The following is a 13,285-nucleotide window of genomic DNA, read 5'->3' as shown; positions in this document are numbered from 1 at the left end:
GGCGGGCCGCGTCAGCCGACCAGGGCCGTCAGGACGGAGGTGAAGATCTTAAGGCCATCGGTGCCGCCGTGGCCGGCGGCAGCGCCGTCCTCGTCAACACCCAGAGGACCAAAGCCGCGCTCGACCGCATGCTCGGGGTGAGGCATCAGACCCACGACGTTCCCAGCATCGTTGGTCACACCCGCGATGTCGGAAGCCGAGCCATTCGGGTTAAGGTCAACGTAGCGGAACACGACGCGCCCTTCGCCTTCAAGGCGTTCAAGTTCAGCGGGAGCAGCCTGGAAGTTACCTTCACCGTTCTTGAGAGGAATGGTGATGGTCTCGCCCTCGACGAAGGAACGAGTCCATGCGGTGTTCGCATTTTCAACGCGCAGCACCTGGTCATGGCAGAAGAACTTCTGATGATCGTTGCGGATCAAAGCACCGGGCAGAAGGTGGGCTTCGCACAAAACCTGGAAGCCGTTGCAGATGCCCAGCACCGGCATACCAGCTTCGGCTGCGCGCACAACCTCGCTCATCACGGGGGCCGTAGCAGCAATAGCTCCGCAACGCAGGTAGTCGCCATAAGAGAATCCACCGGGCAAAACCACGGCGTCGACACCGCGCAGATCAGCGTCCTTGTGCCACAGGGAAACTGCTTCGGCGCCCGCGAGGCGCACCGCGCGGGCAGCGTCCTGGTCATCCAAAGTGCCCGGGAAGGTTACAACACCAACGCGTGTCACTTGGTGCCTCCGGCGTAACGCTCGTCATCTTCGTTGATGGCCTCCACGCGGACCACGTCTTCGATGATCGGGTTGGACAGAACCTCTTCGGCGCCGCGGCGGGCTTCCTCAAGCAGTTCGTCGGTGACCGGGCCGTCCACCGTCAGGTGGAAGCACTTGCCCTGGCGCACCGAAGTGAAGCTGGAAATGCCGAGCCGGGGAAGAGCCGAGCCGACCGCCTTGCCCTGGGGATCCAGGATCTCCGGCTTCGGCATCACTTCCACGATGATTCGCCCCACGGCGTTCCTCCTTGTTTGTGCGGGGTCCGCCCTGCGCGGCCCCGACTGCTGGTTGTCCCGATCCACCGCGCGGATCAGAGCTGGGGGTCTTCGCCGGTGATCCGGCGGAAGGCTTCGACGTAGCGGTCCGTCGTGGCGGCCACGACCTCGTCAGGCAGAGCTGGAGGTTGATCGCCAGTGGACTTATCCCACCCGGATTCGGGGGAAGCCAGCCAGTCGCGGACGTACTGTTTGTCGAAGCTGGGGGTGACGCGTCCGGGCTGCCACTGGTCAGCAGGCCAGAAACGCGACGAGTCGGGCGTCAAGATTTCGTCACCGAGAACGAGGCTGCCCGTAGTCGGTTCGATGCCGAACTCAAATTTTGTGTCAGCAATAATGACGCCGCGTTCGCCGGCAATCCTTCGGGCCCGCTCGTACAGTGCGATCGAGGTGTCACGCAGTTGTGCGGCCAGGTCCTCACCGACCATCGCAACGGTCCGTTCGAAAGAAATATTTTCGTCATGGTCACCCATTTCCGCCTTGGCAGCGGGGGTGAAAATCGGGGTATCCAAACGGGATGCCTCAACGAGGCCGCCCGGAAGAGCGATACCGCACACGGCCCCGCCCTCGTTGTATTCGACCAGGCCCGAACCCGTCAAGTAGCCGCGGACAACGCATTCAATGGGCACCATGTTCAAGGCCTTGCAAACCACGGCTCGTCCGTCAACGGCTGCGGGCACCGACTGTGGGTCTGTCGGATCGTGACGGGTGGACAGCAGGTGGTCGCTGATGATGTCACCCATCTGGCCCATCCACCAGATGGCCAGCTGGTTGAGAACCTTGCCTTTGCCGGGGATCAGCGTGGACAGAATGTAGTCGTAGGCGCTGATACGGTCGGAGGTCACCAGAAGCAGGCGATCAGGGTTGTCGACCTGGTGACCTGTCGCAAGATCAGCAGGAGCGTAAATGTCACGCACCTTGCCCGAGGACACATGGACCCATCCGGGCAATTCGTAGCGGTCAGTCATGGTGTCCTCCCTGATCCTTCTGCGTTTCCCGAGCTTGGCTCTCAGGCCCCGGCGGTATTGAGGTCGGCCGGCCAGGTCGCAATATCGCTTCGGTGGTGTTCGCCCTCAAAGTGAATCTTGGCGACTCCCTCATAGGCCAGTACGCGAGCTTCTTCAACTGTGGCGGCGCGGGCAGTCACGTCCAGCACCCTGCCACCGGTGTTGACGATGGCCGAGTCTGGTTCAAAACCGCAGCATCCTGCGGCAACGTCGGCCGGGTCAGAAGTGATTTCTTCACTGGTGCCCGCGTGGATGACGTGGACGCCTTCAAGGGCTTCAGCGTCTTCAATGCCAGCGATGATGTGGCCGGTGTCGGTGGGACCGGGGTATCCGCCCGAAGCCAAGACGACTGTGACGGCCGCGTCCGTGGACCACACGGGCGCGGGCGCATCCGCGAGGTTACCTGTGGCAGCGGCGTAGAGCAGCTCGCTCAGCGGAGAATCTAGCCGTTCGAGGACGACCTGGGTTTCTGGATCACCAAAACGCACATTGAACTCGACAACGCGAATGCCCTTTGATGTCATTGCCAGGCCGCAGTAAAGCAGGCCGCGGAACTCAGTGCCGCGCGCCTTCATCGCGGTGATTGTTGGCTTGGCAACGGTCTCGACGATCTCATCAACCGCGTCCTCGCGCAGCCACGGCAGAGGAGTGTAGGCGCCCATACCGCCCGTGTTGGGGCCTTCGTTGCCGTCGCCGACGCGCTTAAAGTCCTGGGCGGGTACCAGCGGGATGGCAGTGGTACCGTCGGCCAGGCAGAAGAGGGACACTTCGGGACCTTCGAGGTAGTCCTCGATAACAACGGCGCCATCGGGGCGCGACAGGCAACCTTCGGCGTGTTCCCGCGCGGCCTGACGATCCTCGGTGACAATGACGCCCTTGCCTGCAGCCAGAGCGTCGTCCTTAACGACGTGAGGGGCACCCAGGTCGTCGAGGGCGGCGTCGACCTCGTCCATGGTGCGGCAGGTGAAGGAACGAGCGGTCTTGACGCCGGCCTCGTTCATGATCTGCTTAGCGAAAGACTTGGAGGCTTCGAGTTCGGCTGCGGCCTGGGTGGGACCAAAACAGGGGATTCCGACTTCGATGACGGCGTCGGCTACTCCCGCAACTAGGGGGGCTTCGGGGCCGACAACCACCAGATCGACTTTTTCGGCGACGGCGCGACGCACCACGTCGGCGGGGTCTAGGGGGTTGAACACCAGGGAACGGCCCAGGGGTTCCAATCCAGGATTCCCGGCTTGAACGACGAGTTCAACCGGGTGATCGGCGTTGGACGTGCGGACGAGTGCTCGGGCCAGGGCGTGTTCACGCCCACCGTTGCCCACCAAGAGGACCTTCACAGGCTCCACCTTATCGGGGCGGGCGCGCTCAAAGGGAGCATGTTCACCAACCTCGGACAGACCTCACACTTTTTCTCACCCGCCCTTGCCCAGCCCTCCCCTGCTCCCTCCCCGCCGAGAGCAGACCTTATGGTCGTTTTCAGCCTGAAAACAGGCGATTTTTAACCATAAAGTCTGCTCTCGGCGGAGGGGAAGAGAAAATTACCAAGCCCCGTTGGGGTTGCCTGTGCGCGACTCGTCGTATGAACGATTCTGGTCATCAGCGCCCTGCTGGAGTTTCTTCTGAAGTTCTTCACGGCGACGCTTTTGCGACGGAGTCTCACCCTCGAAGCCGTTTTCACCCGGGGGCTGTGAGCCTGCTGTCCCGCCAGAATCGCCCTGTGAACCTTGCCTGCCTGCCTGGGACTCGTCAGCTTGTTCTTCACCTGACGAGCTTTCATTCTGATCCTCTTTGCTGCCCTGTTGCCCAGAGCCGCCCGAACCATTGCCCTCGGCTTTATTGCCAGCCTCGCGCGACTTATTTCCTAGACGGTTGGTCGACTCATCGGCTTGTTCTCCAGAATCTTGATCCGAAGAATTCTGCTGTCCAGAATCAGAATCAGAAGATTCTCCGTCTGACGATTCCGAGTCGGACTCCGACGAACCACCTGACTGGTTCTGATCGGCCCCCGATTCATCTTGATCTTGCTGATCGGCCTGCCCGGCGGTTTGGCATGGGGACACGATTCCCATGGCCTCGTCGTAGGAAGCCTGCGCCTGTGCCCATTCCTCATCAGCCATAAGCTGGTCGCCCTGCGCTTCGATTCCTAGCGCCAGGTTGATCCGAACCTGACATTCGTAGGAGTAGGTTTCGATCCGCCCGTCATAAAGCTCCATGGCCTTGGGGACCAGATCCCAGGCTCCGCGCAAAAGCTGGACGCCCTCATCGACCTTGTGCTCGTACAGCTTGGTCGTTCCGAGGTTGTACTCGGCCACCCATTTTTCAATGCCGATGCTCGTTGCCTGTGCTTGCCCAACGTAGTCGGATTGGGCCGAAGCGACGTCGCCATCATCCCAATGCCCAAGGGAACTCTTCGACCACAGCGGCAGCGCTATGAGGTATGCGGCCACGCCCAGAATCAAAACGAGCACCGGCAGCGACCACAGCAAAGGCCGCAGCGCTTTCTTGGAGCGCACTTGCTTGTGCTCATACGAGGCCGAGGCCCCTCCCATCTGGGCAGCACCGGATCCAGCGGCCGGCGCCCCAAAGGGCAGGAGTTCGTCTGCGCTTCTTCGCATCTTAGATCGCATGGGCTCTCCTCAGGACTCGGGCGCGCGCGGCCAAAACTCCGCCTTCCCACGCAAGCAATGCTCCAAGAGCGAGGGCGAAGGGCCACATGATGACGCGGTAGGTTGCCAAGGCGTCTCGAGCCTTGGAAATCACGTCTGCTCTGCTCATGAGGTCGCGTCCGTACCCATCAATGGCCGAGGTATCGGGGGAGTGCACGTAGCTCACTGCCAGGCGTCCGGCAATGGCCTGGAGCTTTTCTGCGTCAATCTTGGAGATTGCGATAGGCGATCCGGGCAAGGACTCATCGCGGATGTACTCGTCCTCGTCTGCCGCGCCGCCTGCCGACTGGCTTGAATCCGAGGCGTCTGCGGGCCCTAGACGTTTGACCTTCATGGGGCCGCCCTGCTCGGTGCCGTATCCAATGACGAGGCCGCCGTCGACGTAAGGCGCAACGGCGTTCCAGTCGCTTTCCTGCGCGTCCGTCGTTGCAGTCCAGTGGTCGGAATTTGAGGTCTCCCCGTCGGTAAAGATGAATACCGCGCGTATATTTTCCGGATGGTTGCGCTCAGAGCGTTCAAGGGCTTGCGCCAATCCGAGTGCTGGCCGGTCGGGCGAGGATCCTTGGGAGTTTTCCGACAGTTCCTGACTGAAGGTCTTCATGTACGAGTCCACTGCCATGAGGTCGGTGGTTAGCGGCAAGACTGTGCGCACATCGGAGTCCCAGGTCATGATCGTGAACTTCGAGCCGGCCATAGCTTCGACGATGGTTTTCACGTCTTTGCGCACACCGTCGATGCGGGGGCTCTTGCCATCCCAGTCTTCGGCTGCCATTGATCCGGTTCGATCCACGACCAGCCACACTTCGGTGGCGGATACGATTTCGCGCGCCTCGCCTGGGATGGAGGGGCCCGTAGCCATGATGGCGACGAGGACGACCATGAGCCCGCGCCGAACAACGTCAAGGGGGCGGCGCCGGGTGGCGCGCAGCCACCCCCAACCGACCATGCCTAACCCGAGGATCATGATGAGGACGATGATGGCGGGCTCGAATACAGGACGAAGCACCATTACAGCCTCGCCCCCGCCAGCACCGTCAGTAATGCGAGTAGCCCAACGACGATCCATGCAAGCGGCGTTTCAGGCTTATCGGTTTCGATGACGTGGGACTGACCTTCGAGTTCGACCTGCTGCTGAGCTTCGATATCTTGAATAATTCCGGCGACGGAGCCCGGGTCAGAAGCGTCGTAGAAGGTTCCGCCTGTGGATTCGACGAGGTCGCGCAGTTCTTCCCCGTCGGCAGTGAGGTAGTCGCCTTCCCCTGGGTAGAGGGCGGTGACGGTAACATTTTGGTCTTTTGCCAGGTCGGTTGCTTGGGTGAGTGTGTAGATCTGCGACCCCATGATTTCGTTGTCCGTGGCAAGCAGTACCGTTCGTGAGCGTTCTTGGTCGGTGTGGTCGAAGCTCAGGATGCACGAGGCGAGGCCGTCTCCTGCCAGGGAGGAGGCTTGACGATCAGGGTCGTCGACTCCTTCAAGGTAGTCGAGCAGTTCAGTGGTCACGTAGACGCTTGAGCCATCGGGGGCTTCTCCCATATATCCCTCGGAGATGATGGTGCTCATTTCCTCAAGGATTTCGTCGGCCATCACATAGTCGTCGGTCAGCGGGAACTTAATGATTGTTCGCGCGCTCCACAGGTGCAAAGAGATGCGTTCACCGGAGAAATGTTCGATGATCTGCCTAAATGAGGAACCGATCTGGCCGTCATAGGGCATCATTGAGCCGGATGCATCCAGGCACAAAACGATGTCGCGCGATGCCAGGCGCTCGTCCTCGATCCTGCGGTCCACGGGAGATCCTGCGCTAATGGACACGGCCCCCACCAACAGAGCGAAGCTTAAGCTTGCCCCGGCCAGCATAAGCCGCGAGCGCCGCACCAACGCCTGGTACTTGGGTAGCTCACGGACGTATCCGGTATTGGCTACCCATCCTTTTTTACCTGAGCGGCGCGCAGCCTCACGCGAGAGGAACCAGCCTGCAACCAACGCGGCCACGATGACGATAATGACCAGAGGAATGAGCCATCCGTATTTCATGCGTCCACCGCCTGATGAGCGAGGTGCAGGATGCGGGTCACGACCTCCTGCGAATCGTCAGCATTGCCGTCGAAGGAGGGGCTTTCGCAGGCCTGGAGCAGGTCAGCCAGGGCTGGCCACATGGGCAGGAGTTGACGAACTTCGGCGACGGTGGCAACTTCGAGGTCGCGACCTGTTCTTTCGGTTCCAAGCGCTCGCATGAGGCCAGCTACCGCAAGGTGAGCATCACGCGAGTCGAGTTCTCCTGAACGGTGTCGGGCCTCAATGTCGTTGACATAGCAGTGGTAGCTATCTCGGCGTACTTGGCTAATCGTTTGGAGTTCTTCGATGCGTGTTTCGTCTGATCTCCACCATCTGCGGATCATGGCGGTGACCCAGATGATCACTGCGAGGATGAGGATGAGGCCAGCCACCCACATCCAATGCGGGTAGATGACTGGGTCGCGCAGTTGGTCTGCGATGTCACCTGACACGGCTCCCCCTTTCGAGTGCGCGCATGAGGGCGCGGGGGACGTCTTGGGAGGAACCTACCAACACTTGGATAACGCCGCGAGAGTCAAGGAGCGCGGATACGGCGTTTTTGCGTTGGTTGGCGATGGCGCTGGCTTGGGCTGCGAGTTGTTGGTCGCGCAGTAGAAAGTCAGGCAGTGGGCCTTCGTCGACGTCGATCACGTGGGTGTCTTTGTCCAGGGTTGTGGGGTTGATATCGGCGATCGAGATGCAAATGAGTTGGTGACGCACCAGGAGTCGTTTGATAACTTCGTCGGCTTCTGAGCTTGGGGTTGGTTGCGTTTCGTCGGTGACTAAGACGATGAGGGAGCGTCGTCTGGTTGTTCTGTCGGCGCGGTCAAGGAGGGCGAGGACGTCAGATGCGGGGGATTCGAGGGTGATGTCCTCTTCGATTCTGCGCATGATGGTTTCAGCGTGCGCGTTTCCTGAGCGGGCAGGCATGTGCCGGGTGCGTGTGGAATCTCCTGCAACAAGACCGATCTGGTCACCGCGGGCGACGGATAGCCAGGCGATGGCTTCGCATGCGACGAGGGCGATCTCTTCTTTCGTTTCGCCTGAGGGGGCCAGGGCTCCCATAGCTCGGCCGGTATCGACGACGAGGATGACTTGGAGGTTGGCGCTGGCTTCAAAGCGTTTGATGATTGGTGAGCCGCTGCGTGCGGTTGCTGCCCAGTCAATTTCTTTGACGTCGTCACCTGGCTGGTATTGCGCCAAGTCCATGAACTCCCAGCCTTTTCCGGCGCGCGCCGACCCGTGCTGTCCTTCCATGAGGGACAGCAATTTGCGCATTACGGGCAATTGGATGCGGCTCGCTAGCGCATGGATTTCACGCGATCTGACTGGCATGGCTGTGCTGGTCTCAGTCGATCAGGGGACGGGAACGGCGTTAAAGACAGCGTCGATGAGGCCTTCGATTGAGACATTGTCGGCGAGGGCGTCAAAGGTGCGAATGATGCGGTGGCGCAGGATTGAGTGACGCATGGTCTTAATGTCATCGGGGACGATGTAGTTGCGTCCGTTCATCAGGGCGAGGGCTTGTGCGACCTGCATGAGTGCGATGCCTCCGCGCGGGGATGCTCCCACTCGCACGTGCTTGGACCAGTCGGGAAGAGGATTGGGACCAGCTCCACGGGTGGTGTTGATGATGTCGACGATGTAGGCCTTGAGCGTTGAGTGGACGAAGATCCGCTTTGTCAGTTTTTGTAATTCGATGAGGTCGTCGATGGAGATCGGTTCGACGTCAATGGGCGCGGTCATTGTGCCCGCGTCGATCCGTTCGAGGACTTCAAGTTCTTCGGAAGGCTTGGGGTAGGTGATGACCTGTTTGATAAGGAATCGGTCCATCTGAGCTTCTGGCAGAACATAGGTGCCTTCTTCTTCGATGGGGTTTTGGGTGGCCATCACCATGAAGGGTTGAGGAAGTGGGTGGTTCACGCCGCCGATTGTCGTCTGTGCTTCCTGCATAGCTTCAAGCATGGCCGACTGGGTTTTAGCCGAAGAACGATTGATTTCGTCCAGGAGCACGAGGTTGGCGTGGACGGGACCGAGCTGAGTTTCCATGCCTCCGGTGGCTTGGTTCCAGATCTGGGAGCCCACGATGTCGTTGGGCATGAGGTCCGGTGTGCACTGGATGCGCCGGAAGCTACCCGATACGGACGCGGCCAGGGTTTGTGCGGCAGTGGTCTTGGCAAGTCCGGGCACCGATTCGATGAGGACGTGACCTTTGGCGAGCAGGCCGGCGGTCAGGGCACGTTGGAGTTCTTCTTGGCCAACGACTTTTGACGCGAAAATTGACTGCATCCTTTGGAGCAGGTCTTTGGCGCGCGCCAATTCGCCGTCATTGAGGTATTCGGCCACGGGTATCTCCTTAGCGGGTCGCGGGTTCGCCTCGGTCAGTCTAGCGGTGGCTGGCCGTTACCGGCAGTTTGGGTTTGTGGTCTGCGCGCCAAACCTATGGCTGTTCGAGTGGCGTCGACGTAACGTTCCGGCGCGGAACGGATGAGTTCCTCGTCGATTCGATCCAAGAGGATCGTGGCTTCTCGAACGGCATCATCCTGAGAGCCATCAACGACAAGTGCAGCGTCAAGAATCGACTGGGTTGCTCCCTGAGCTCTGGCACAAAGTGTTTCCAGTAAGAAAGAGCTTAGGCCGGTAAATTCTTCTCGACGCATCATCCACCACCTGCGGATAAGCAAGTGTAGGAGTAGCGCGCTGAAACAACACAGGGCATAAAAGCCGATGCGCCCCCATTTGGCAGGTCCATGCATGTTTAAAGTTGCAACCGCTGCTTCGACGAAAATGAAGATGTCAATGCATACGACAACAATGAGCGAGAAGCATGACATAATTTTGTCGCCTAAACGCAACTGAATCGTGGAGTAGAAAGCCAGTGCGGTGATGATCCAGATGAGCGCCACGGTGTATAGGGCGGCCCGTACGGGATGAGCGTCGTGAGCCATGGCTCCCATTGCTACGCAGCCAAGCGAAATCACCATGATCGCCCAACCTGTGGCCGTGCCACGCCACCAGCGAGGACGTCGCGGCCTGGCGGTAGCTAAAAAACCGTCATCAATATCGCTGTCTGTCCCGATGCCACGCAGGAAAGTGGCTAGGTCGCGAATGTAGCCCGTGTATGCGACAAGAGATCCGGCTCCGGAGCGACGCACAAAAGTTGGCATCAGGGCGATGATCACCCACATGCCAATCATCACTGGCACTACCACCACATCAATGGCTTGACGAGACTCTGCCGCGTAGACAACAGAAACCGCAGCGATTCCGGCCGCCATCTGCGACAGCAAAGTCAGTGCACCCGAAATGTAATCTGCGCGTTTTTCTTCCATCTCGATGGCGAAGATGGATGCTCCTTCTTGGCGTAGGTCCTTCCATTCCTTGGGTTGGATGACCACCAGCGCCACCGCCAAGCTCGCCAAACCGAGAGCGAGGGTTGCCAAGACTCCCGGAACATCCTGGCTGGTAGAACCAAAGGTTTTGAAGAGTCTGGGCCAACCGTCGGACAGGGTAATGCCCACTGCCGCGTAACAGGCCAAAAGGATGGGAATGATCAGACTAGAAACAATCAGGTTTCCAACTCGACGCTCTGAACCATCAGGCGCATAGCGTTGAGAAGACAAAAAGAGGCGTGTAGCTCGGCGCCGTGACTCCATCTGTAACTCTCCCTCTAATTCTTGCCAAGGATTGATCGTACAGCCAGCACACGATGCCCCCGATCGCCGAAGCGGTCGGGGGCATCGTGTTAAGCAGCTACCGCTGCCAACAAGGGATTCTGATCAGAATCAGGCCTTGGCGGCGGCGATGCGCTCGCGGAACTTGGCGAGCTGCTCATGGATCTCAGCGGGGACCTTGTCACCGAACTGAGCGAAGTACTGCTCGTTCTCGTCCATTTCGGCGGCCCAGGCGTCGGGATCGATCGCGAAGAGCTTGGCCCACACGGACTCGTCGATGTCGAGACCGTCCAGGTTGAAGTCCTCGAACTTGGGGTAGCGACCGGTCACGCCGTCGATGGCCTCGACCTCACCAGCGGCGCGGCGAACGATCCAGTCCAGGACACGCGAGTTGTCGCCGAAGCCCGGCCACAGCCAGTTGCCCTCATCGTCCTTGCGGAACCAGTTGACCTGGTAGACCTTCGGGAACTTGTCGCCGAGCTTGTTCTGCATCTCGATCCAGTGGCCCCAGTAGTCGGCCATGTTGTAGCCACAGAAGGGCAGCATGGCGAAGGGGTCGTGGCGCAGCGAACCGGCCTTGACGTCGGTGGCTGCAGCGGTGACCTCGGAGGCAACCGAAGCGCCGATGAAGACGCCGTGGGCGTTCTCGTACTGCTCGGCAACCAGCGGCACGTTGGTGGCGCGGCGCCCGCCGAAGAGGATCGCGTCAACCGCGACACCCTCGGGGGCTTCCCAGTCTGCGCAGATGATCGGGCACTGCGAGGCCGGGACGGTGAAGCGGCTGTTCGGGTGAGCAGCCTTCTCGCCGGACTCGGGAGTCCAGTCGTTGCCGTGCCAGTCGATCAGGTGATCGGGGGTCTCGCCGTCGATGCCTTCCCACCAGACATCGCCATCGTCGGTCAGGGCGACGTTGGTGAAGATGGAGTTGGCCTTCATAGTCTCCATCGCCATCGGGTTGGTGTCGTAGGAGGTGCCGGGGGCCACGCCGAAGAAGCCGGCTTCGGGGTTGATGGCGTAGAGACGGCCGTCGGGGCCGGGGCGCATCCAGGCGATGTCGTCACCAATGGTCTCGACCTTGTAGCCGGGGATGGTGGGCTGGAGCATTGCGAGGTTGGTCTTGCCACAGGCCGAGGGGAAGGCGGCGGTGACGTGGAAGTTCTCGCCGGTCTCGGTGCGGGTCAGACGCAGGATGAGCATGTGCTCGGCCATCCAGCCGTCGCGGCGGGCCATGGTCGAGGCGATACGCAGGGCGTAGCACTTCTTGCCGAGCAGGGCGTTGCCGCCGTAGCCCGAACCGAAGGACCAGATTTCGTTGGTCTCGGGGAAGTGGGTGATGTACTTCTCGTCGTTGCAGGGCCAGTTGTCGTCAACAGCGCCATCAACCAGCGGCACACCCACGGTGTGAACGGCGGGAACCCACGGCTTGCCTTCGGCAATAAGGTCCATGGCGTCCTTGCCCATGCGGGTCATGATGCGCATGTTGCACACAACGTAAGGTGAGTCGGAGATCTCGATGCCCAGCTGGGAGATCGGGCCACCCAGGGGACCCATCGAGAAGGGGATGACGTACATGGTGCGTCCGGCCATGGAGCCGGTGAAGACCTTGTTCAGGGTCTCCTTCATCTCAGCCGGATCGGCCCAGTTGTTGGTGGGGCCTGCATCCTCTTCCTTTTCGGAGCAGATGTAGGTACGGGACTCGACGCGGGCAACGTCGGACGGCTTCGAACGGGCGAGGAAGCTATTGGGGCGCTTCTCGTCGTTGAGCTTGGTGAACATACCGTTCTCAACCATGAGAGAGGTCAGACGGTCCCACTCTTCCTGCGAACCGTCGGAGAACTCGATGGCGTCAGGCGTCGTCAGCGCGGCGATTTCGGCGACCCACTTGAGGACGTCTTCGGGAGCGTTGGCGGGCGCTGCTGCGCGCACATCCTGTTCTGTCACGGACATATTGCCTCCTGAGGCACTCGGGTATTCGAGGACTTGGTTGACCTCGATGTACAAGGTCAATCATGACTGATTCCGCTGCGATCCGCGCGGGCGGTTAGTCCCGTGATCATGTGTGCAACATCGCACAACGGCCATGAAAGGGGACGAAATGGTGAACAATCAGTATCAAGCAGGTGGCCATTTACCCCCATCGGTGCTTTAGGCTGACCCTGCGTCTGGTGACCAGAACCGGTTGCCCCAATCAAATCTAAGGGAGGAATCCCAGTGGCCCTTCGCAAGTCCAACGGCCCCTCGTTCTTCGACCTGTTTACTCAGCAGGCCAACTATCTCGTTCAAGGTACGACCCTGCTCGCCTCAATTTTGGGCGCCAGCCCCACCGAGCGTGTCGCCCTGCGCGACCAACTGCACGAAGTTGAACACAGCGGCGATGACCTCAATCACCTGATAGTCCAACGCATCAACCAGACCTTCGTCACCCCCTTCGACCGCGAAGACCTCGGACGCCTGGCATCCAACCTCGACGACTGCATGGATTACATTGACGAGGCCGGCGACATGATCGTCATGTACGGCATTGACGAAATCCCCGAGGCTGTTCGGTCCCTGTTGGCTGAGCAGATCGACATTATTGCTCGCTGCGCAGACCAGACGGCCAAGCAAATGCCTTCCCTGAAGTCGCCGCTGGACATGCGTGACTACTGGGTTGAAATCAATCGCCTCGAAAACGAGGGCGATCTGACTTACCGTCGGACGCTCACCACCCTTTTCGACTCCGGTGTTGACCCGGTGACGATCATCAAGCTCAAGGATGTCATCGAGGTTCTCGAAGAGGCGTCCGATGCCTTCGAAGACCTTGCCAATGGCATTGAGACGATCGCGGTGAAGGAGTCCTGACAC

At 60.1% G+C, this 13,285-nt stretch carries 13 protein-coding genes; 1 reads left to right on the top strand and 12 read right to left on the bottom strand.

Annotated elements, in window-relative coordinates:
- Positions 1-11: 11 nt before the first annotated feature.
- The 12 genes from purQ to G439_RS0101165 form a co-directional block, all read right to left on the bottom strand.
- Entirely contained in the window at positions 12-722 is a 711-nt protein-coding gene (gene purQ, locus G439_RS0101220) for a phosphoribosylformylglycinamidine synthase subunit PurQ (RefSeq protein ID WP_022867369.1), read from the bottom strand.
- A complete protein-coding gene (gene purS, locus G439_RS0101215; protein WP_022867368.1) occupies positions 719-1,000 on the bottom strand; it encodes a phosphoribosylformylglycinamidine synthase subunit PurS in 282 nt (93 codons plus the stop codon). The genes purQ and purS overlap by 4 nt, the downstream gene beginning before the upstream one ends.
- 74 nt (positions 1,001-1,074) lie before the next feature.
- The gene (locus tag G439_RS0101210) at positions 1,075-2,007 is read right to left on the bottom strand and encodes a phosphoribosylaminoimidazolesuccinocarboxamide synthase (protein WP_022867367.1); all 933 of its coding nucleotides are present in this window, start codon (positions 2,005-2,007) and stop codon (positions 1,075-1,077) included.
- Between the two features lie 41 nt (positions 2,008-2,048).
- Positions 2,049-3,383 (bottom strand): phosphoribosylamine--glycine ligase, encoded by a 1,335-nt coding sequence (gene purD, locus G439_RS0101205; protein ID WP_022867366.1) that lies wholly within the window; start codon positions 3,381-3,383, stop codon positions 2,049-2,051.
- 201 nt (positions 3,384-3,584) lie between these two features.
- Positions 3,585-4,673, bottom strand: a complete 1,089-nt coding sequence (locus G439_RS0101200; protein WP_022867365.1) for a hypothetical protein — start codon at positions 4,671-4,673, stop codon at positions 3,585-3,587.
- Positions 4,663-5,778, bottom strand: a complete 1,116-nt coding sequence (locus G439_RS0101195) for a vWA domain-containing protein (protein ID WP_341532741.1) — start codon at positions 5,776-5,778, stop codon at positions 4,663-4,665. Before G439_RS0101195 ends, G439_RS0101200 begins: the two co-directional genes overlap by 11 nt.
- The gene (locus G439_RS0101190; RefSeq protein WP_022867363.1) at positions 5,721-6,746 is read right to left on the bottom strand and encodes a vWA domain-containing protein; all 1,026 of its coding nucleotides are present in this window, start codon (positions 6,744-6,746) and stop codon (positions 5,721-5,723) included. Before G439_RS0101190 ends, G439_RS0101195 begins: the two co-directional genes overlap by 58 nt.
- Positions 6,743-7,219: a hypothetical protein gene (locus G439_RS0101185; RefSeq protein WP_022867362.1), complete on the bottom strand. Its 477-nt coding sequence runs from the start codon at positions 7,217-7,219 to the stop codon at positions 6,743-6,745. The genes G439_RS0101190 and G439_RS0101185 overlap by 4 nt, the downstream gene beginning before the upstream one ends.
- The gene (locus G439_RS0101180) at positions 7,209-8,102 is read right to left on the bottom strand and encodes a DUF58 domain-containing protein (protein ID WP_022867361.1); all 894 of its coding nucleotides are present in this window, start codon (positions 8,100-8,102) and stop codon (positions 7,209-7,211) included. Before G439_RS0101180 ends, G439_RS0101185 begins: the two co-directional genes overlap by 11 nt.
- A 21-nt stretch (positions 8,103-8,123) precedes the next feature.
- Positions 8,124-9,113 carry an AAA family ATPase gene (locus G439_RS0101175; protein WP_022867360.1) on the bottom strand — a complete coding sequence of 330 codons (990 nt, stop codon included), beginning with the start codon at positions 9,111-9,113 and terminating at the stop codon, positions 8,124-8,126.
- 35 nt (positions 9,114-9,148) lie between these two features.
- Entirely contained in the window at positions 9,149-10,423 is a 1,275-nt protein-coding gene (locus tag G439_RS0101170) for a hypothetical protein (RefSeq protein WP_022867359.1), read from the bottom strand.
- Positions 10,424-10,552: 129 nt separating this feature from the next.
- Positions 10,553-12,388, bottom strand: coding sequence for a phosphoenolpyruvate carboxykinase (GTP) (locus tag G439_RS0101165; RefSeq protein WP_022867358.1), 1,836 nt, complete (start codon positions 12,386-12,388; stop codon positions 10,553-10,555).
- A 264-nt stretch (positions 12,389-12,652) separates the two neighbouring features.
- Between G439_RS0101165 and G439_RS0101160 the strand changes: the two genes are divergently transcribed.
- A complete protein-coding gene (locus G439_RS0101160) occupies positions 12,653-13,282 on the top strand; it encodes a DUF47 domain-containing protein (RefSeq protein ID WP_022867357.1) in 630 nt (209 codons plus the stop codon).
- Positions 13,283-13,285 lie beyond the last annotated feature (3 nt).

This window comes from Schaalia vaccimaxillae DSM 15804 (assembly GCF_000420425.1).
In the GTDB taxonomy this organism is placed as follows: Bacteria; Actinomycetota; Actinomycetes; order Actinomycetales; family Actinomycetaceae; genus Pauljensenia; species Pauljensenia vaccimaxillae.
The sequence above is the reverse complement of the archived record's forward strand: the minus strand, read 5'-3'. Positions and strand labels throughout refer to the sequence as shown.